Annotated in this window: 23 protein-coding genes; 3 read left to right on the plus strand and 20 right to left on the minus strand. The window is 45.6% G+C overall.

The genetic code is table 11. From position 1 onward, the window contains the following. Positions 1 to 5: 5 nt before the first annotated feature. The 6 genes from IJ369_RS06455 to IJ369_RS06480 form a co-directional block, all read right to left on the minus strand. Entirely contained in the window at positions 6 to 1,400 is a 1,395-nt protein-coding gene (locus IJ369_RS06455) for an alanine/glycine:cation symporter family protein (RefSeq protein ID WP_290717377.1), read from the minus strand. Between the two features lie 812 nt (positions 1,401 to 2,212). Continuing rightward, entirely contained in the window at positions 2,213 to 2,614 is a 402-nt protein-coding gene (locus tag IJ369_RS06460; RefSeq protein ID WP_290717379.1) for a NifB/NifX family molybdenum-iron cluster-binding protein, read from the minus strand. Positions 2,615 to 2,633: 19 nt separating this feature from the next. Continuing rightward, positions 2,634 to 3,461 (minus strand): Mrp/NBP35 family ATP-binding protein, encoded by an 828-nt coding sequence (locus tag IJ369_RS06465; RefSeq protein WP_290717381.1) that lies wholly within the window; start codon positions 3,459 to 3,461, stop codon positions 2,634 to 2,636. A gap of 21 nt (positions 3,462 to 3,482) precedes the next feature. Further along, positions 3,483 to 3,836: a DUF134 domain-containing protein gene (locus tag IJ369_RS06470; protein ID WP_290717383.1), complete on the minus strand. Its 354-nt coding sequence runs from the start codon at positions 3,834 to 3,836 to the stop codon at positions 3,483 to 3,485. 119 nt (positions 3,837 to 3,955) lie between these two features. After that, entirely contained in the window at positions 3,956 to 5,317 is a 1,362-nt protein-coding gene (locus IJ369_RS06475) for an APC family permease (protein WP_290717385.1), read from the minus strand. A gap of 172 nt (positions 5,318 to 5,489) precedes the next feature. Beyond that, positions 5,490 to 6,512: an alpha-hydroxy-acid oxidizing protein gene (locus IJ369_RS06480; protein ID WP_290717387.1), complete on the minus strand. Its 1,023-nt coding sequence runs from the start codon at positions 6,510 to 6,512 to the stop codon at positions 5,490 to 5,492. A 140-nt stretch (positions 6,513 to 6,652) separates the two neighbouring features. On the opposite strand from IJ369_RS06480, the gene IJ369_RS06485 reads away from it, so the two are divergent. After that, positions 6,653 to 6,958, plus strand: coding sequence for a hypothetical protein (locus tag IJ369_RS06485; protein WP_290717389.1), 306 nt, complete (start codon positions 6,653 to 6,655; stop codon positions 6,956 to 6,958). A gap of 29 nt (positions 6,959 to 6,987) precedes the next feature. Here IJ369_RS06485 and IJ369_RS06490 read toward each other — a convergent pair whose 3' ends face one another. From IJ369_RS06490 to IJ369_RS06540, 11 genes are all read right to left on the minus strand, one after another. Beyond that, entirely contained in the window at positions 6,988 to 8,358 is a 1,371-nt protein-coding gene (locus IJ369_RS06490; protein ID WP_290717391.1) for an aldehyde dehydrogenase, read from the minus strand. Then, a complete protein-coding gene (locus tag IJ369_RS06495; protein ID WP_290717393.1) occupies positions 8,270 to 9,568 on the minus strand; it encodes an iron-containing alcohol dehydrogenase in 1,299 nt (432 codons plus the stop codon). The genes IJ369_RS06490 and IJ369_RS06495 overlap by 89 nt, the downstream gene beginning before the upstream one ends. Then, positions 9,565 to 10,038: a MarR family winged helix-turn-helix transcriptional regulator gene (locus tag IJ369_RS06500; RefSeq protein WP_290717395.1), complete on the minus strand. Its 474-nt coding sequence runs from the start codon at positions 10,036 to 10,038 to the stop codon at positions 9,565 to 9,567. The genes IJ369_RS06495 and IJ369_RS06500 overlap by 4 nt, the downstream gene beginning before the upstream one ends. Before the next feature lie 207 nt (positions 10,039 to 10,245). Beyond that, positions 10,246 to 11,178, minus strand: a complete 933-nt coding sequence (gene cysK, locus IJ369_RS06505) for a cysteine synthase A (RefSeq protein ID WP_290717397.1) — start codon at positions 11,176 to 11,178, stop codon at positions 10,246 to 10,248. Between the two features lie 446 nt (positions 11,179 to 11,624). After that, a complete protein-coding gene (gene rpsI / locus IJ369_RS06510) occupies positions 11,625 to 12,017 on the minus strand; it encodes a 30S ribosomal protein S9 (protein WP_290717399.1) in 393 nt (130 codons plus the stop codon). A gap of 18 nt (positions 12,018 to 12,035) precedes the next feature. Beyond that, complete coding sequence (gene rplM / locus IJ369_RS06515) at positions 12,036 to 12,473, minus strand: 50S ribosomal protein L13 (RefSeq protein WP_290717401.1); 438 nt, start codon at positions 12,471 to 12,473, stop codon at positions 12,036 to 12,038. Between the two features lie 197 nt (positions 12,474 to 12,670). Continuing rightward, entirely contained in the window at positions 12,671 to 13,441 is a 771-nt protein-coding gene (gene truA, locus IJ369_RS06520; protein ID WP_290717403.1) for a tRNA pseudouridine(38-40) synthase TruA, read from the minus strand. Positions 13,442 to 13,454: 13 nt separating this feature from the next. After that, positions 13,455 to 14,177 carry a DUF554 domain-containing protein gene (locus IJ369_RS06525; RefSeq protein WP_290717405.1) on the minus strand — a complete coding sequence of 241 codons (723 nt, stop codon included), beginning with the start codon at positions 14,175 to 14,177 and terminating at the stop codon, positions 13,455 to 13,457. Positions 14,178 to 14,243: 66 nt separating this feature from the next. Continuing rightward, positions 14,244 to 15,068, minus strand: coding sequence for an energy-coupling factor transporter transmembrane component T family protein (locus IJ369_RS06530; RefSeq protein ID WP_290717407.1), 825 nt, complete (start codon positions 15,066 to 15,068; stop codon positions 14,244 to 14,246). Next, on the minus strand, positions 15,065 to 15,922 hold the full coding sequence (locus IJ369_RS06535) for an energy-coupling factor transporter ATPase (protein ID WP_290717409.1): 858 nt from the start codon (positions 15,920 to 15,922) through the stop codon (positions 15,065 to 15,067). The genes IJ369_RS06530 and IJ369_RS06535 overlap by 4 nt, the downstream gene beginning before the upstream one ends. Beyond that, positions 15,907 to 16,764 (minus strand): energy-coupling factor transporter ATPase, encoded by an 858-nt coding sequence (locus IJ369_RS06540; RefSeq protein ID WP_442859674.1) that lies wholly within the window; start codon positions 16,762 to 16,764, stop codon positions 15,907 to 15,909. The genes IJ369_RS06535 and IJ369_RS06540 overlap by 16 nt, the downstream gene beginning before the upstream one ends. A gap of 339 nt (positions 16,765 to 17,103) precedes the next feature. On the opposite strand from IJ369_RS06540, the gene IJ369_RS06545 reads away from it, so the two are divergent. After that, on the plus strand, positions 17,104 to 17,298 hold the full coding sequence (locus IJ369_RS06545) for a hypothetical protein (protein WP_290717411.1): 195 nt from the start codon (positions 17,104 to 17,106) through the stop codon (positions 17,296 to 17,298). A 164-nt stretch (positions 17,299 to 17,462) separates the two neighbouring features. Beyond that, the gene (locus IJ369_RS06550; protein ID WP_290717413.1) at positions 17,463 to 18,221 is read left to right on the plus strand and encodes a hypothetical protein; all 759 of its coding nucleotides are present in this window, start codon (positions 17,463 to 17,465) and stop codon (positions 18,219 to 18,221) included. A gap of 58 nt (positions 18,222 to 18,279) precedes the next feature. Here the strand turns inward: IJ369_RS06550 and IJ369_RS06555 are convergent, their stop codons facing one another. The 3 genes from IJ369_RS06555 to rpsD all read right to left on the minus strand — a co-directional run bounded on the left by IJ369_RS06555 (position 18,280) and on the right by rpsD (position 20,584). Continuing rightward, positions 18,280 to 18,822: a bL17 family ribosomal protein gene (locus tag IJ369_RS06555; protein ID WP_290717415.1), complete on the minus strand. Its 543-nt coding sequence runs from the start codon at positions 18,820 to 18,822 to the stop codon at positions 18,280 to 18,282. 115 nt (positions 18,823 to 18,937) lie between these two features. After that, positions 18,938 to 19,897 carry a DNA-directed RNA polymerase subunit alpha gene (locus IJ369_RS06560; protein ID WP_290717417.1) on the minus strand — a complete coding sequence of 320 codons (960 nt, stop codon included), beginning with the start codon at positions 19,895 to 19,897 and terminating at the stop codon, positions 18,938 to 18,940. A gap of 84 nt (positions 19,898 to 19,981) precedes the next feature. After that, positions 19,982 to 20,584: a 30S ribosomal protein S4 gene (rpsD, locus tag IJ369_RS06565; RefSeq protein WP_290717419.1), complete on the minus strand. Its 603-nt coding sequence runs from the start codon at positions 20,582 to 20,584 to the stop codon at positions 19,982 to 19,984. Positions 20,585 to 20,594 lie beyond the last annotated feature (10 nt).

Consider the following 20,594-nt stretch of genomic DNA (forward strand, 5'->3'; position numbering starts at 1 on the left):
ATGAATTATTTGTCCAGCTGAGGAGCAACGTCGTCCATCCATTTCATCAGACCGCCCATTTCTGCGTCTTTGTCCCAAACATATTTCTTTGTTTCGGAATCAACTACGCCGGACAGACCCAGCAGAGCAACCAGGTTAGGGATGATCATACATGCGTTCAGCATATCGGCTACGTTCCATACTACTTCCAGAGCAGCTACGCAACCAACGAATACTACCAGTGTCCAAGCCAGACGGTAAGGTTTGATAGCTTTAACGCCTACCAGGTAAACCCATGCACGTTCGCCGTAGTAAGACCAGCCCAGGATTGTGGACCACGCGAATGTGATCAGACCGAATGTCAGAACTGCGGGACCGATAACGGGGATAGCACCAAATGCTGCGGATGTCAGATTAGCACCAACCAGACCTTCCATACCAACGGGGTCTTTGATCATGGAGGATACCAGACACAGACCTGTCATCAGACATACAACGATTGTATCCCAGAATACACCAGACATGGAAATCAGAGCCTGTCTGGAAGGGTTTCTTGTAGCTGCACATGCGTCTACGATAGGAGCGGAACCCAGACCGGATTCATTTGTGAACAGACCACGAGATACACCGGCACGGATACATGCTGCGATTGTAGCACCAACGAAACCGCCGCCAACTGCCTGAGGATTGAAAGCACCCAGAACGATAGCTTTGAAAGCTGCGGGGATGTATGCACCATTGATGATGCAGATGATCAGACAACCTGCGATATACAGACCAGCCATGAAGGGGATCAGTTTTTCACAAACTTTGGAGATAGACTGAACGCCGCCCAGGATAACCAGACCTGTCAGAATTGTCAGAACAACAGCTGTGATTGTTTTGGGAACACCGAATGTACCGTTTACGGATTCAGCGATGGAGTTACCCTGTACCATGTTACCCAGACCGAAGCCTGCGAAACCTGTGAAGATTGCGAACAGAACGCCCAGCCATTTCTGACCCAGACCTCTTTCCAGAGCGTACATGGGACCACCGATGTAAGAACCGTCAGCAGCTTTTACACGGAATTTAACAGCCAGCAGACCTTCGGAGTATTTTGTTGCCATACCCAGCAGACCTGTCATCCACATCCAGAATACAGCACCAGGACCGCCTGTACCGATCGCTGTAGCTACACCTACGATGTTACCTGTACCGATTGTAGCAGCCAGAGCTGTTGCCAGAGCTGCGAAACCGCCGATATCACCAGATGCTTCTTTATCGGGTGTTACGGACAGCTTGATACCTGTAAATGTTTTTCTCTGAATACATTTTGTTCTGATAGACAGGTAAACGTGTGTACCTACCAACAGAACCAGCATAATGGGACCCCACAGGATGCCATTTGCAGCAGTTACAAAATTGTTAAAAGCTTCCATTTATAATTCCCTCCCAATTATTAAATAGAGTATATAATTACGCGGCAGAATCTTTGTGTCTTTCCCTCGAAAACACGAGAACCTTTTTCCTATCCCCACGAAAAAACAGGAAAAATTTTTTTCTCAGAATTTTGAAGAAAATTCAACCAGATTCATTTACCTGCTATTATTTTACCTGATTTCTTCGAAAAAACAAGCACTTTTTTATAGTAGTTCGTATGCTAACTTTACTTTTATTATCTATTTTAGCTATTTTTTATTAGATTATTTCACATTTTTTAGTATTATTTTAACAATATCGGCTAATGGAATTTGAGGTGCAAAATTTGTGTCAAAAGCAGTATTTTTAACGAAATATTAATATTCTTAACACTTTTTTTATGACATCAAGTACAAAAAACACGGACTATTCTCCTAATTTTTTACATTTTCTAAACATCACGAGACCTTGCATTTTATACCATTTTTAAATTGTGCAAATTAACCACTCTTTCTATCTTCCATTTACAGGGTAAATTTACAATTTCTTCCATTTTCCTTTCAGAATCACTATATCCTCCAACATAACCAATTAAAATTATGTTAACTATGCGCATCAAATTTCAAAGGTTCCGGTCTAAATATATCTTTCTTTCACATTTCATGCCAGAAAATAAAACACATTTTTATCACGCTTTATTCACAGATTTCAGCTAAATAAAATCTTATTTTATAAAATAAATCGCTTATTTCTCGTATTCATCCCGAAATCAGACTTTCCGGCTAAAAAAAAGGAGCGATACCTCGTATCGCTCCTAAAATCTGTCCTTCTGTCAGTGACACTTCCCGCCGCAATGGTGGTCATGTTCGCTGCAGCCTTCGTGATCATGATCATGGTGATGATTACATTCCACTGCTGCATTGAATTCCAATGTGCCACCCACATAAGCCTGTGCTTTTTCATCTGCATTACCACTTACGCCGCCGCACAGCTCAATACCCTTTGCCGCCAATGCCGCTTTCGCACCGCCGCCAATGCCGCCGCAAATCAAAACAGAGGCACCGTTCACCAACAGGAAATCTGCCAGCAGACTGTGACCGCTGCCCATTGTAGGCACGATTTCTGTATCAACGATTTTTCCATCTTCTACAGTATAGAATTTGAATTCCTTTGTATGTCCAAAATGCTGGAACACTTCGCCATTTTCATGCGTTACTGCAATTTTAGTTTTCATCTCTTCTTCTCCTTTTCCCTTATCTCATCTTTTCCAGGAAATCTACCATGGGATTGAGCCATTCGCCTTCGTATTCTTCCGCTGCCCCTCTGTCACATTTTGCTGCAATGGCAGGATCAATGGGCAGCTTGCATACGACAGGGATGTTATGTTTTGCTGCAATCATTTCGATCTGGCTTTCACCAAAGATCTTATGGATACCGCCACAATCGGGACATTTGAAATAAGACATATTTTCCACAATACCCAGAATAGGTACATTCATCATCTGCGCCATCTTCACGGCCTTATCAACGATCATGCCTACCAGCTCCTGAGGAGATGTTACGATGATGATGCCATCGATAGCGATGGACTGGAATACTGTCAGGGGAACATCGCCTGTGCCGGGAGGCATATCGATGAACATATAATCCACATCGCCCCAAATAACGTCTTTCCAGAACTGTTTTACGGTATTCGAGATCACAGAACCTCTCCATACAACGGGGTCTGTGTCATTATCCAGCAGCAGATTTACAGACATCATTTCGATACCCGCTTTGCTTTCACAGGGCAAAATGCCCAGATCATTGCCGTATGCCTTATCTGTCACGCCAAAAGCCCTGGGGATGGAAGGGCCAGTGATATCCGCATCCAGAATCGCTGTCTTTTTGCCCCTTCTGTTTGTCAGCACTGCCATGGTGGAAGTTACCATGGATTTGCCAACGCCGCCCTTGCCGCTGACAACGGCGATCACCTTTTTGATATTGCTGTGTTCATTGGGGGGCACCAGAAAATCCGCAGGTTTACGGCTGCTGCAGTTAGAAGAGCAGCTCCCGCAGTTATGAGAACAATTTTCACTCATTTGTATTCATCTCCTAAAAAATCAAAATTCCTCTTTCTTGCAACAGATCTGTCCGCATTTCCGCCCGCATCCTGCATTCTCCCGCTGGCAAAGATCGATATCTCCGCCTTCGATGAACAGCGTCTTGCCATTCACCAAAGCATCCGCCAGCTTCCGCCGTGCGTCGTTATAGATCCCTTGTACCGTCGTCCGGGCAATTCCCATCTGTTCGGCACATTCCTCCTGAGTATAGCCTGCCAGATCGATCAGGCGAATGGTTTCATATTCATCCACCGCCATGATGATGCGTTCCTCGCCAATTTCACTGCCCATAGGAGCGAAACTATTGTTTCGGGGCATCCCGCAGACACGTCTGCATTTCCTCGGCCTTGCCATAGAAACGCCTCCTTATTTTTGACATATGTTGCTTAGTATAGTATACTCCTATTTCGACATATGTCAATATTCTTTTCTATAAAAAGAACCCCGAGCTGCTTCGCCCGGGGCCGGATTTCTTACATTTTTTCGTGCTTATAATTCTTTAACAGCATGCCGATCGCCATGATCACTGCATACATGATCAGATAATAAAGGACTGCTTTTTTCAAAGATACGATAGCCGCCAAAACCATGAATGCGCTGGCAATGATGCCAAGCAAGGGCGCAATGATACGATGAAACATGCTCATTTCCTTTTCTCTCATGATCTGCATGGCGAAAATAGGGATATACATGGCGTAAATCGTTACGATGGGCAATTCGGAGCTGTCAAAGCTAAAGATACCAAACCATGCCACAGGTGCCAGATTCGCACCATAGAAATAGGTCAGCCAAATCATCGCCATCATTACGCCGATCAGCGCAGAGTTGGTAGGCATTTTTGTCATGTCATCCACCACTTTGAATACATGGGGCATGGGGCCCACATCTCTGCTGCCCATAGCGTAAAAAGCTCTGGTACATGCCATCATCAGCCCATTCAGCGTACCCAGACAGGAAATCACAACGAATACAAACAGCATTGTGCCGCCAAATTCCGTAAATACCGTAGAAAAAGCCAGTTTCGCGCCTGTTTCGCCGCCAGCCATCATGATTTCATTTTCGACAGCACCCGCCAGACCAATGTAATACAGCATATAAACCAATACAACAAATGCAGAGCCAAAAATCAGCGCCAGAGGCAGATTTCGTTTCGCATCCTGCAATTCTGCATTGATGGATGTGGCACAGATCCAGCCTTCATAGGCAAAGCATGTGCCTACAACTGCCGTAAACAAAGGGTTTTCGTTGACGAAAACATGTGTTGCCACCGTTGTAAAATTCTTTACCAGAATACCATTTTTCAGGCCAAAGATGGTGCCAAAAATCGCCATCAGGAACAGAGGGATCAGCTTTGCCACTGTCGTTGACACCTGCAGCTTGCCTGCCAGTTTGGGTGCCAGTGCGTTGACCACATAGCTGCCCACCAGAAACAGACCTGCCAGCGTCATGACCTGAGGGCCAACGATCTCCCAGCCCATCAGCACACCAAAATATCTCGCCGCCACCCATGCTACTACGGATGTCATGGCAGGAAAATAGATCACCGCTGCAAACCAAGCAAAAAAATAAGCATATTTCGGGCCGACCAGCATTTCCGCATAGTCTACGACACCGCCAGCCTTTTCATGTTTTGTTGCCATAATGGCAAAATTATAGGCACAGATGATCATGACCAGACCACCCAGGAACCACGCCAGAATGCCCAGCGGCAGATTGCCGCCCGTAGCTATTAATACTTTCTCTGCTTTGAAAAACACGCCACTGCCGATCACAATACCAACGACCATGGCGATGGCTGTCAAAAGCCCATATCTCTTTTCCAAACCTTCATTCATATTTGTTCTCCCCTTTTTCGCTTACACGCACATATGCGCCAACGCTGTTGCGCTTTGTCCTACAAAAGTAACATCTTTTTATCAAAAAAGCAACTATTCCATGGAAAACTCTTTGTTCTTTTTACCAAACATAAGAAAAACTCCTCCTTATATTATAGGAAGAGTTTTTTGATCATACGATTCGGATCTTATCACTTGTAATATCTGCTAGAGAAGCACAGTTCGTCATTGTCATGGCATCCTTCAGCTCTGCTTTCAGTTTTTCTGTATAAAGCTGAACACCTTCCGCACCGCCGCCGTAAGCTGCGATCACATAGGGTCTGCCAATCAGAACTGCATCTGCGCCCAATGCCAACATCTTAAACACATCATCCCCAGTACGCACACCGCCGTCTACGAATACTTTCACGCTGTCTCCCACAGCCGCCTTGATCTCAGGCAATACTTCCGCTGTAGAAAGGCCATGATCCATCACACGGCCGCCATGATTGGATACTACGATGGCATATGCACCTGCTCTGACGGCTTTTAACGCCGCTTCTGCTGTCATGATGCCCTTTACCACAAAGGACAGTTCTGTTGCTTCCGCAATTTCTTTCAGCTCCGCTTCTGTTTTCAGCATCATAGGCGGGTTCGCCAGTCCCGCATGGGGCAGGCCTGCGCTGTCAATATCCATGGCAAAAGCGATGGGATGCACCGCTTCCACCTCTTTCAGACGTTCCTTCACCACTTCCACAGACCAGGGCTTCAAGGTAGGGATGCCCCAGCCATTGTTTTCTTTGATAGCTTCCAGTGGTTCATAAAAATTTTCAGGCTTGGGGCCGCCGCCGCCAAAGGCAAGGATACCCGCCGCTTTCGCCCCGGGCATGACCGCATCGCAATAGAGCTTATCGGTCATATCTTCTGTATAGGCATAGGGGATCAGCCCCATGGGTGCTACGAAAATAGGTGCATCAAATTCTACACCAAAGAGTTCGATTTTCATATCTCTTTCTTTATTTCCGCCAGTTACATCCATTTCCAGCTTTACATGCTCTGCCAGCCAGGCAAAATTCCGCTGGAACGTGCGGGAAGCCCCCTTTCCCGCAGGACCGGGCATCACGCCCTTGCAGGCGATACCGTTACATTCGGGGCAAACCTTGCATCTGGGCGCCATTCGCTTTCTTGCATTCTCCAAAACTTCCTGATATGTCATCTCCACAACCTCCCAAGATGTTTTTATTTTCATACTCTTGGGCAAATCATAACATATCTTTTTCCCTTTGCAAACAAGAATTTGCTTTTCTTCCTCTAAAATGCTACACTAGAAAAAGTACATATCAAAGGAGGAACCTTATGCTGATCTATGTCATTTTTATGGTGGCTATCGCCGTTTTTCTTTATAAAGAAAGCATCAAACTATTGAAGGATGAATCCACACTTCTGAAAGAATTTTGCACTGACCCCGTTGCCAAGAAAACAGCCCTGAGCCTGATGCGAAAGGTGCTGCTTTCCGCCATCTTCAGTGCCGGCCTGATGCTTGCCTGCTTCGTCGTTACAAAAGCGACGGGCGTCATGCCAAAGCCCCTAGCTGCCATTTCCATTCTCTGCTATACGGGCGGATTTATCTACGCCGTAATCAAGGCTAAAAATATGCATTAAAAAAAGAGTCCAAAAGGACTCTTTTTAATTTATCTCAGGAAAATTTTCAGCAGTGCATCCTGCACTTTATTATAAGGAGCGTATCTGACAGGCAGATCCATCCATGTATGCTTGTTTACGATACTCTTTTCGTGGCTGAAGGTATCGAAGCTCTTCTTGCCATGGTAGCTGCCCATACCGCTGTTTCCAACGCCGCCAAAGCCCATTCTGCTGGTTGCCAGGTGGATGATGGTATCGTTGATACATCCGCCGCCAAAGGGCACATGCTTCAGGAAACGGTCTGCTACAGCCTTGCTCTGGGTAAACAGATACAGCGCCAGCGGTTTTTCTCTTTCGCGGATAAAGGCTTCTGCTTCCGCCATGCTGTCCACTGTGATGATGGGGAAGACAGGCCCAAAAATTTCTTCCTGCATGATGGCATCTTCTGGTGTCACATGATCCATAATGGTAGGTTCGATCTGCATAGTCTCTTCATTCCAGCCACCGCCAAATACAACCTTTGCAGGGTCGATCAGACTGGTCACTCTGTTAAAATGCTTCTGGTTGATCATTTTTACGTAATCGGCGTTTTCCGTGGCATTTTCGCCATACATCTTCACGATCCATTTTTTCAGATAGCCCACAAATTCCTCTTTTACGCTGCGCTCCACCAAAATATAGTCAGGTGCAACACAGGTCTGACCACAGTTCAGCAGTTTCCCGAAAACAATACGCTTTGCCGCCAGGTTCAGCTTTGCAGATTTATCCACTACACAGGGGCTCTTGCCGCCCAGTTCCAGCGTCACGGGTGTCAGGTGTTTTGCCGCCTTCGCCATCACTTCCTTGCCTACGGTCACGCCGCCGGTGAAGAAGATGTAATCGAATCTCTGGTCCAGCAATGCCTGATTTTCCGCTCTGCCCCCTTCTACCACCAGAATGTAATCCTCAGGGAAACATTCTCTGAGGATGGTACGGATGACTGCAGAGGTTGCGGGTGCATATGCAGAAGGCTTCACCACGCAGCAGTTGCCTGTGGCAATTGCCCCGATCAGAGGTTCCATGGTCAGCATGAAAGGATAGTTCCAGGGAGACATGATGAGAACCACGCCGTAAGGCTCTTTGATGGTATAGCTTGTAGAGGAAAACTGCGCCAGAGGGCTCAGTTTATATTGCTTTCCTGCCCAGCCATCCATATGCTTCAGCATGTAGGACAGTTCTGCCAGCGTCATGCCGATCTCACACATATAGGCTTCTGTTTTGGATTTATTCAAATCTGCTCTCAGAGCTTCATAAATTTCTTCTTCATGGTCGCGAATGGCACGACCCAGGCGTTTAAGCGCTTCTTTTCGAAAGGATAAAGTAATTGTTTTTCCGCTTCGAAAGAACTCTCTCTGCTTTTGAATCTTTTCCTGCATCTGCATTTACCTCGCTTTTCTCCATAACTTTTTCATACATCACTTCCAGCTCCGCCGCATCCATCAAAACAGGCACGGGATACAGAGGGTTCCCTTCTTCTGCCGCATGTTTTGCCAGCAGGGGAATATCTTCTTTCTGAATTTCCTTGATGGTCTCAGGAATGTCCATATATTTATTCATATCTTTCACCCACTGGATGAAAATCGCCGCCGCTCTGCGATCACTGGTATGCTTGGGCACCATACCCACGCATCTTGCCAGTTTTGCCAGCTTGCCGTAGCAGGCAGGGCCGTATTCATCCAGGAAATGGGGCAGGATGATGGCATTTGCCAGCCCATGGGGCACGCCATACTGGCCGCCCAGGGAATGGGCCAGGGCATGCACATAGCCTACATAGGAACGGGAAAAAGCGATGCCTGCGCAATAAGCCGCCTGTAGCATATTTTCTCTCGCTTTTATGTTTTGTCCATCGTCATAAGCCGTTTTCAGGTTTTCGTAGATCAGTCTTGTGGCCTGCTCCGCCGCAAATCTGGTCTCTTTTGTGGTGCTTCTGCCAATGTATGCTTCCACCGCATGGGTCAGGGCATCCATCCCTGTTGTAGCCGTAATGTTCTTGGGCAGGCCCAGTGTCACATGATAATCCAGCACCGCATATCTGGGGATCAGGGAAAAGTCATTGATGGGATATTTATGCTTTGTGCCACTGTCCGTGATAACAGCTGCCAGCGTCGTTTCACTGCCTGTCCCTGCTGTGGTAGGCACAGCGATCAGCAGAGGCAGCTTTCTGCAGATCCGCAGGATGCCTTTCATTTTATGGACAGGCTGGCGGGGCTTGACCACTCGCGCGCCTGTTACCTTGGCGCAGTCCATGGCAGAACCGCCGCCAAAAGCAATGATGGCCTTTGCGCCGCTTTTCAGATACAGTGTTCTCGCTTCTTCAATATTATCGATGGTGGGATTGGCCACTACTCTGTCATAAACGGCACAGCGAATCCCCGCTTTTTTCAGTCCCCGTTCCAGGCTCTTCGTCAGTCCCAGACCGCGCACGCCTTTGTCTGTCACCAGCAGCACTGTTTTTATGTCCTTCGCCTGCAATACCCTGGGAATATCTTTTACGCTTCTTAAAATTTCAGGCTCTCTGTAGGGCAATACCGGCAGCGCCGCACGGAATGCCCCCTGAAAAGCCCTGCAAAATACTTTTTCCATTCGTTTCATTTCGTTCCTTCTTCCTTTGCCTGGCGGCAATATTTTTCTTCTGCTTTTTTCAGATTTTCGTTGATGCGATGCAGCACACTGTAAAATGCCGCCATTTCTTCATCAGAAAATTCATCGCTAACGTAGCTGTTGATTTCCAAAATGATCTCGTTCATTTCTCCAACGATTTCTGCACCCGCTTCTGTCAGATAATATTTCTTTTTATAAGCACTTTCTCCGGCATTCTGCACCAATCCACGATTTTCGAGATCCCGCAGCACACGGGAGATCTGCGCACGGTCAATACCTTCTTGTTCTGTCAATTCCTTCTGGGTCAGGCCCTGCGCGCCCACCTTGCCCAGTTTGCACAGACAGGTAGTGTGGGTGCTGCCCAGTCCATATTTTTGCATTTTGTTGGTCTTGATGCGCTGAATCGTTTTTCCTGCGGAAGAGATCAGCCCATCAAATAATTCAAATCTACTTTCTTTCATCTCAATCTCGCCTCCAACAGGTAAAATTATACTCCTCATTTGTTGAGTAAACAACAAAAAAATCGAGACAAAAATGCCCCGATTGTCACAAATAAAAATTTAAAAGCAGTTGCTGCCGTGATATGGCTCCTCTCCAAAAGCTGCGCATAAAAAAGCTCAAAGGAATCATACTTTGAGCTTTTTGTTTCGTTCGTCTGATTTAGCCTGTTATTCCGCAAAAAGTGGTGTAGACAAATATCTGTCCCCTGTGTCGGGCAACAGAGCAACGATAGTCTTACCTGCATTTTCAGGGCGTTTTGCCAGTTCAATCGCTGCCCATGCGGCAGCACCGGCGGAAATACCTACCAGAACACCTTCCTTTTTGCCGATCAGTTTGCCAATGGCAAAGGCATCCTCATTGGATACAGCAATGATCTCATCATAGATGCCTGTATCCAAAACATCAGGTACAAAGCCTGCGCCAATGCCCTGGATCTTATGCACCCCTGCAACACCTCTGGAAAGAACAGCAGAATCGGCAGGTTCCACGGCTACGACTTTGACACCAGGCTTCTGCTCTTTCAGATAAGCACCAACGCCTGTAACAGTGCCGCCTGTGCCGACCCCTGCTACGAAAATATCTACTGCACCATCAGTATCTTCATAAATTTCAGGGCCTGTTGTTTCCTTATGAGCCTTAGGGTTTGCAGGATTTACAAACTGTCCGGGGATGAAACTGTTGGGAATTTCTTTCGCCAGTTCGTCAGCTTTTGCAATGGCCCCCTTCATACCTTTTGCACCTTCTGTCAGCACCAGTTCTGCGCCATAGGCTTTCATCAGCTGTCTGCGTTCCACAGACATAGTCTCAGGCATAACAATGATGATGCGATAGCCCCTTGCCGCTGCCACAGCCGCCAGACCAATGCCCGTATTGCCGGAAGTAGGTTCAATGATAACAGAACCTTCTTTCAGCTTGCCGGATGCTTCCGCTTCGTCGATCATCGCTTTTGCGATACGATCTTTTACGGAGCCCGCAGGGTTCAGATATTCCAGTTTTGCCAGGATCTTTGCCTGCAGTCCCAGTTCTTTTTCAATGTGTGTCAGTTCCAAAAGGGGTGTTTTGCCAATCAGTTGATCTGCGGATGTAAAAATATTTGCCATATGAATTCCTCCTTCATAATTTCAAATCTTCTTTTTTATTTTACAGCAGCAAAGCCACTTTGCAAGTCTGCAATGATGTCTTCTTCTTCTTTTGTGCAATAAAAAACCGGGGCTTACAACAGCTCCCGGACAAATGGCTTATAAAATACTTTCATCAAGTATATCTCTGGAGTGCGAAACAGTACATGCTGACGCACCAGCCATATAAAATGCCCAGGAATACATCTTGCAACAACAGTACATGTTTTTCTTTTCCATGCTATGACCTTTCACGACATCCACCTCCTTCTGAAATACTTTTTGAAATCGATGGTAAAAGGATACCACTTATTTCATACTAAGTCAATAGGTAATGTAGATTTTTTCATTTTTTTAAAGAAGAGTCCACAGATAAAAAAATCCTTGCAAACACAAGGTTTGCAAGGATTTTGAGTTCTTGAAGAAAATTATCTCTTGGAGAACTGAGGAGCTCTTCTCGCTGCTTTGAGACCGGGTTTCTTTCTTTCTTTCATACGAGGGTCTCTTGTCAGGAAACCTGCTTTTTTCAGGCTGGGTCTGTAGTCGCCATCAGCCTGCAGCAGTGCTCTGGAGATGCCGTGTCTGATAGCGCCTGCCTGGCCTGTGAAGCCACCGCCGCAAACGTTAACCAGAACGTCAAATTTAGCTGCTGTTTCTGTCAGTTCCAGAGGCTGACGAACGATCAGTTTCAGTGTTTCCAGACCGAAATATTCGTCGATGTCTCTTTTATTGATTGTGATTTTACCGTTGCCGGGTACCAGGTATACTCTAGCTACGGAAGATTTTCTTCTGCCTGTGCCGTAATATCTAGCTGCTGCCATTATGCTTTCCTCCTTCGATTAGAATTTGAATTCCAGTGTTTCGGGTTTCTGTGCTGCGTGAGGGTGTTCTGCGCCAGCATATACATGCAGTTTGCCGAACATCTTTCTGCCCAGAGCGTTTTTAGGAAGCATACCTTTTACAGCATGTTCGATAACTCTTTCGGGGTGTGTTTCCAGCATTTTGTCCAGTCTTGTTTCTTTCAGACCGCCTGTCCAACCGGAGTGGTGACGATACATTTTCTGTTCCAGTTTTTTGCCTGTAACAGCAACTTTTTCCGCATTCACGATGATAACATAGTCGCCCATGTCAACGTTGGGTGCGTACTGAGGTTTGTTTTTACCTCTCAGAATAGATGCAACTTCAGAAGCCAGACGGCCCAGTGTCACGCCTTCAGCGTCGATCACGTACCACTTTTTAACGATGTCCGCTTCTTTAGCGATGTAAGTAGTTCTCATGGTTTTTACCTCCTGTCATAATATTTTGTTTGACCCGTTGACTTCGCCGATACCGCAGGAACGATATGGTCGATCTCCATTATGCCTTGGTTTTCCAATTCATAACTTATTGGGTCCCACCTTGAGAAACATATATTTAAAGCTGATTTCAGCCTTAAAATCATATCAACAGCCCTTATATTATAATCTCACTGTCTTCAACTGTCAATAGATTTTTCATCTAAATTGTAATAAATTTGCATCAGAGTCAGCCCTTGCGGCTCTGCGGTCTGTCCGGCTTTGGCGCGGTCTTTGCTTTCGATGATGCCTGCCACATTTTCGGGTACGATTTTCCCCATACCGACCGCCATCAGCGTACCGGCGATGATGCGCACCATGTTATACAGGAAGCCATCCCCCGTCACAAGCATCTTCACACTTTCTCCCTGCCGTTCCACATGACAATCGAAAATAGTCCTTACCGTGGTAGAAACCTGTGCTCCTGCGGCGCAAAAGGCCGCAAAATCGTGCGTACCGATGAAGGCTTTTGCCCCCTCGTTCATTTTTTCAATATCCAAAGGCTTCTGTACATAGGTAGAATACAGCCTTTCCTTGGGATTTTTCACAGGAGCATTCCAGAAACGATATTCGTAGGTCTTTTTCACGCAGTCATAGCGGGGATGGAATTCCGCAGGAACCTCTTCCGCCTTTACCACAATAATATCCCCAGGCAAAAAGGAACGAATGGCTAAAGGGATTTTTTCCACGGGTATAGTGGTCTCCACATCAATGATGGCTCGCTGCCCCAAAGCATGGACGCCTGCATCCGTTCTGCTGGCGCCGATACATTCCAGCTCAGGGTTTTTGAACAGCTGCTGCAAAGCTTTTGTCAGCTGACCTTCCACCGTAATCACTTCGGGGTTCTTCTGCTTCTGCCAGCCGGAATAATTCGTCCCATCATATGCAATTGTTAGTAAGATACGTTTCATCGATGTTCCCTCCTTATGCCCATGGCGCAAAGGCCCACGCCACCGCAAATACAATAGCAGGCAGGAAATTTGCCACCTTAACTTTCTTTCCCCAAACCAGATTCAGCCCTACACAGAAGATCATGATAGACCCTACCAGAGACAGATTAGACAGGGCCGCCTCTGTCATCAAAGGCTCGATCAGACGGGCCAGCAGGGTCACAACGCCCTGAAAAATACCAACGGGAATGGCAGAGAATACACATCCCTTCCCCATGGAAACGGTCATCACAAATACGATGATCAGGTCGAGGATGGCCTTTGCCGCCAGAATGGAATAATCCCCGTAAATGCCATCTTTGATAGAACCGACCACCGCCATAGCCCCGATACATACCGTCAAAGATGCCGTCACAAAGGCATCTACAAAGGCATGATCGCCGCTGCTGCCGGTTTTCTTTTTCAGCCAGACGCCGAATTTCTCCATCTTTCCTTCAATATCCAACCATTCGCCCACCAGTGCACCTAGTGCCATCGTAATGATCATCATCATGGAGCCGCCGCTGACAAGCGCGCCATCCTGTATAGAAAGCATCTCCTCCATTGTGCCGGCAACACCAAGAAACAGCACACAGATGCCTACCGACATCATCAGGATATCCTGATATCTCTCTTTTACACTGCGCCCCATAAACAACCCCATCAAACCGCCAATGATAATGGCTCCTACATTGATGATAGTTCCCAAACCTATCATAAATTCACCCTTCTCTTTCGTTTCTTCTAAAAAACACTCCCCTGTTTCAGGAGAGTGTTTCGTCTCTTAGATAATAAAAGGCACAACCTTTGCTGCAAAGCGCAGCCCAATGATAACTACAACGTAAACTGCTGCCATCCCCGCCGCACGGTAATCGCTGCTTTTCATTTTCATCACGTTCATTCTGGTTCTGTGCTCATCACCATGGTAGCATCTTGCTTCCATCGCCATAGCCAGTTCCTCCGCTCTGCGGAATGCAGAGATAAACAACGGCACCAGAATAGGGATGAGGGCTTTCGCCTTCTGCACCAGATTGCCCGTGTCGAAATCAGCACCTCTTGCCTGCTGCGCTTTCATGATCTTGTCTGTTTCATCCAGCAGTGTAGGGATGAAACGCAGCGCGATCGTCATCATCATGGCGATCTCATGGGCAGGCACACCAATCTTTTTAAAAGGCTTCAGGATGTATTCAATAGCATCCGTCAGCTGAATCGGTGTCGTTGTCAGCGTCAGGATGGAAGAACCAACGATCAGCAGTACCAGACGTACGCACATCTTGACCGCCAGAAGCACACCTTCCATGGTGATACTGAAAAAGCCCAGTTCCACCAGCACATGTTCCCCCTGCGTCATAAACAGGTTGATAAATGCCGTGAACAAAATAATGATCATGATGCTCTTCAAACCCTTTGTCATGAATTTGAAAGGCACCTTGGATTTCCTGATCACAATAGCCATAGAGGCAATCACGAATACATAACCAATGAATGTATTCACAAAAAACAATGTTACAATAAAAATAAATGTGATCGCCAGTTTCAGCCTAGCGTCCATTCTGTGAATGGGGGATTCCGCAGGATAATACTGACCGATGGTAATGTCTCTAATCATGCTTTCACCTGCTTTACCAATTTCAACAGGGCATCTTTTGCTTCTTCCACAGTGTAAATATCTGTAGGTACATCATAGCCCTTTTCCTTCAGTTTTGCAAAAACGTAGCTTACCTGTGGCGCTGCCAGACCCATTTTTTCCAGTTCCATAGGATGGGCAAAAACTTCTCTGGGCGTACCTGTCATGGCTACCTGACCTCTGTGCATCACGATGATACGGTCAACCAGCTTCGCCACATCTTCCATACTATGGCTTACCAGAATAACGGTAATACCTCTTTCTTCATGGAGTTTTCTGATGGCCGCCAGAATTTCATCACGGCCCTTGGGATCCAGACCCGCTGTAGGTTCATCCAGAATGAGAACTTCAGGATTCATTGCCAGAACACCGGCAATCGCCACACGGCGCTTCTGACCGCCGGAAAGCTCGAAGGGAGATTTTTCATAAATATCAGGGCTGATGCCAACGATATCCAGTGCAGCGACAACGCTTTCATGGATCTGTTCTTTTGTCCAGCCCAGGTTTGTAGGGCCAAAAGCAACGTCCTTATATACTGTCATTTCAAAAAGCTGATATTCAGGATACTGGAAAGCCAGGCCAATGCGTCTGCGCACTTCCTTCAGCTTTGCTTTATCTTTATGGATATTTTCATCGTCCAGCAAAATTTCACCATGGGTGGGGGAAATAATGCCGTTCAGGTGCTGGATCAGTGTGGACTTGCCGGAACCTGTGTGACCGATCAAACCGATGAATTCGCCGGTCTTGATCTCGATATTCACATCGTTCAGTGCCACTTTTTCGAAGGTAGTGCCTTCATTATAAACATGAGTCAAATGGTTTATTTTAATTGACATACTGCACCTACCATTTCTTCGATCGTTAAAATATCTGCGGGCAGATCGATCCCTTCTTTGCGCAGCAAATATGTAACTTCTGTTACCTGAGGTACGTCCAGTCCGTACTCTTTCAGTTTATCTACCTGCACAAAAATTTCTCTTGGTGTACCCTGCATCACCAGGTCACCATCGTCGATAACATACACTCTGTCCCCACGAACGGCTTCGTCCATATAGTGAGTGATCAGAATGATTGTAATCCCTTCTTCTTTATTCAGACGCTCAATGGTCTCCATAACATCTCTGCGGCCAATGGGGTCCAGCATGGCTGTAGGCTCGTCCAGAACGATACAGTCAGGCTTCATCGCCAGAACGCCTGCAATGGCAATTCTCTGTTTCTGACCGCCGGAAAGTTTGGAGGGCGTATAAGTAGCAAATTCTCCCATGCGAACTGCATCCAGAGCTTCATCCACACGAACACGGATCTGCTCAGAAGGAACACCCATGTTTTCAGGGCCAAAGGCGATGTCTTCTTCTACCACTGTAGCAACCAGCTGGTTATCGGGATTCTGGAAAACCATACCCGCACTCTGACGGATATCCCATACATGGCCTTCTTCCTGTGTGTTCATACCTTTCACCCACAAAGTACCGCCTGTGGGCTGCAGCAGCGCATTGATATGTTTGGCAAATGTAGATTTGCCGGAGCCATTGTGTCCCAGAACAACAATAAACTCCCCTTTTTCGATTTCGATGTTCACGCTTTTCAGCGCAGCCACCTTATGTTCTTCAGTGCCGTGGTCTGTTTCCATCACTTTTGTGTATTCATATGTCAGACCTTCAGCCTTCACCATTTTCATATTTTCACCTGTTTCCATAGCAGATTTCTGCCTTCGTAGTCTATGGCACCAATGCTCACAGCTATCGATATGATACGGTTTTTTCTGCAAAAAGTCAATAGAATCGGCAGAATTGCTGCCTTTTCCTGCCTATTGTATCGAAACATTCCCTTCCAGTATCTTCCAAATTTAACCTTAAGAAAATTGTTCTTTTTTTGATACATTCCTGTAACATGAATGAAATTTACCTGTAATCAACCTGTTAGGCGGCTGTAACCTACGGGAATCTTTTTTGTGTTATGATAGAGACACAAAAGAATACAGCAAAAACACAAATCTATCGTAAAGGAGTTGACATCTATGAAACAAACAATCAAAAATTTAACTGCAATTGCAATGATTTCTTTCATCGTTTCCTTCGCAACAGGGATGTCTGCTTCTCTGATGTATCAGGAACATCAAACTCTGAAACCCTTCATCGCTGCACAGGAAATGATGATGGATGCAGCGGATCTTATGGCTGAAACTGACACAGTAACTTTCGATTTTTCGTAATATAAAATTCTAACCTCCCCTTTTTAGACCTCGCTAATGCGAGGTCCTTTTCTTTTCTCCCCCAAATCGTAAGAAATTCTTTCGTTTTTTGTAAGTCCCCTGTAACCTACTGCCTTCCCGTTTCTGTTATACTTCCCCTTAGAAGAAGAAAAGGAGGAGATCTTATGAAAAAATTCTTATCTAAAACACTTGTTGCCGCAACAGTGGTGACATCCGTATTTTCTGCATCCCTGCCCATGGCTTGCGCCGCAGAAACGCATGAAGCTCCCGTACCTGTCATTACATTGAATGGCAAATCTGCCAATATCAGAGGAAAATACATCAATGGAAAACCTTATTTCTCTGTTTCTGATTACTGGGTATCTGTGCAGGGATACGAATTAGAGGACATCAAATGGTATGAAGAAGAAAAAGTCCTGTCCAACGGCTCTATTTTTCTTTCTGTAGAAGATCAAAATTGGTTTCGTCGAGCTGATAAGACCAATCGTTTTTCCAAACCAGTTATTCTCTCTGATGGAATCGTGTGGGCACCCTCGTCTTTTGTGAAAGACACGCACACCGGAAATATCAATGATATCACAGTTAAAACCCATGGCAACACGCTGGAATTCAGAAAAACCTTCTGGTCTTTCCCCAATGATACAAGCTGTGCATATCGTTTGCCTGTAATCACCATAGATTCTAAAACAGGTCATCCCAATTTTTCATCTGTACCGCTTCTGAAAGAAAAAGGCTTTTCAGAGAAAAATTTTCATATTCTTACACAGGAATTAGAGGATAACAAAATCGTTTTTGCATATATTTCAAAAACACAACCTCAAAATTTTCTTTTGGTTACTGTGATTGATGGCTCTGTTTCCGAAGTTTTAGACAACAACGGTATTTTTACTCATCAAGATTACGGTCTTAGAAATTCCGAATAACATAAAAAAAGAGACTTGCATTTGCAAGTCTCTGATTTTTTATGGAAATAGATTTAAATTAAACCAGTTCCAGGATAACTTCCATAGCGCCGTCGCCTTTTCTTGCGCCCAGTTTCACGATTCTTGTGTAACCGCCGTTTCTGCCAGCGTATTTGGGTGCGATTTCGTCGAACATTTTAGCTGCCATGTCAACAGATTTTGTGTTCTTTCTGATTTTTTTGCCATCAGCGGGAACTTCTGTTACAGGGTACAGGTAAGCCAGAATTGCTCTTCTAGCTGCCAGTCTGGAAGCTTTGTCTTTTTTGATTGTTTTCTGAACTTCGTCGTAAACTGTTACTTTTTTGCCGTTTACAACTTCTTTCACACGTTTGCCGTTAGCATCTTTTTTTGCTACTTTAGCTGTTACTGTAACTTCTTCGAAGTTATCTTTTTCTTTTACAGCCAGTGTGATCAGTTTTTCAGCGATTCTTTTAACTTCTTTCGCTCTTGTTTCTGTTGTTTTGATTTTGCCGTGGTACAGCAGATTTGTTACCTGGTTTCTCAGCAGAGCTTTTCTCTGGGGTGTTGTTTTACCAAGTTTTCTATAACCGGATGCGTGCATGGTTAAATCCTCCTCATGGATACCCGTATGACTGAGCCCGTCTCCACCACTCTTCGGTCTTATGTGGAGTCGTAATCACACGGTAAATAATAGTTACTTTCTCTATATGACGAAATTATTCGTCACTAGGCTTCAGGGAAAGACCCAGTTCCGCCATTTTGTTCAATACTTCTTCCAAAGACTTGCGTCCAAGGTTTCTAACCTTCATCATTTCTTCTTCTGTCTTGTTTGCCAAATCTTCTACTGTGTTGATACCAGCACGTTTCAGGCAGTTATAAGAACGTACAGACAGATCCAGTTCTTCAATGCTCATTTCCAGAACTTTTTCTTTCTTACCTTCTTCTTTTTCTACCATGATAGAAGTATCTTTTGCGTTATCAGACAGGTCGATGAACAGGTTCAGGTGTTCATTCAGGATCTTCGCGCCGAAACTTACAGCGTCATCGGGTGCGATTGTTCCGTTTGTCCAAACTTCCAAAGACAGTTTGTCATAGTCAGTGATCTGACCAACACGTGTATTTTCAACCAGGAAGTTCACTCTTGTAACAGGTGTGAAAATACTGTCTACAGGAAGCATACCGATTGGCTGATCGTCTTTTTTGTTTTTGTCTGCACCAACATAGCCGCGGCCCTTGTTGATTGTGATCTCCATATACAGCTTGCTGCCTGCACCGCCGGAAAGTGTTGCGATGTGGTGATCGGGGTTCAGAATTTCAATATCGCTGTCGCATTTGATATCAGAACCTTTTACTTCACCTTCGCCTTCCACGTCGATGTAAGCGATTTTAGGCTCATTGCCTTCGCTTGTATTTTTGATCGCAAGACCTTTCAAATTCAGAATGATTTCTGTAACGTCTTCTTTTACGCCGGGAATCACGCTAAATTCATGAAGTACACCATCAATTTTCACATTGCTTACTGCAGCGCCGGGCAGAGAGGACAGCAGGATTCTTCTCAGGGAATTGCCCAGAGTTGTACCATAGCCTCTTTCCAGGGGTTCAACTACAAACTTACCATATGTGCCATCGGGTGCCATTTCAGCAATCTCAATGCGAGGTTTTTCAAATTCAAACACTCGTTCAAACCTCCCTTTTTTATGATAGAGTGCCGCAGGGCGAAAAGCCCTACGGCGTTACCTTTGACTTCACACAATCGATGATTATTTGGAGTACAGTTCGACGATCAGTGTTTCTTCAACGGGAACATCGATCTGTGCTCTTGTGGGTTTTGCCAGAACAGTGCCGCTCAGTGCATCGTGGTTAGCGGACAGCCATTCGGGAACGATTCTGCCTTCTGTTACAGCCAGAACGTCTTTGTATCTCTGGATTGTTTTGTATTTTTCTTTTACTTCAACAACGTCGCCAACTTTAACCTGGTAAGAAGGGATATCCACTGCTTTACCATTTACTGTTACGTGTTTGTGACGAACGATCTGTCTAGCTTCTTTTCTTGTTCTGCCGTAGCCCAGTCTGAACATTACGTTGTCCAGTCTCATTTCCAGCAGCATCAGCAGGTTTTCGCCAGGGATGCCTTCTTTTTTAGCGATCTTTTCAGCCTGTGCATAGTAACCTCTGAACTGTTTTTCCAGTACGCCGTAGATGAATTTTGCTTTCTGTTTTTCTCTCATCTGCAGGCCGTATTCGGACATTTTTTTGTTTGCTCTCAGATTCTGTTTTTTGGATTTTTTATCGATACCCAGGTAGATGGGATCCAGATTCAGGGATCTGCATCTTTTCAGTACGGGAACTCTATCTCTTGCCATTGATCTACAC

This window comes from Anaerotignum sp., assembly GCF_017483025.1.
Lineage (GTDB): Bacteria > Bacillota > Clostridia > Lachnospirales > Anaerotignaceae > Anaerotignum_A.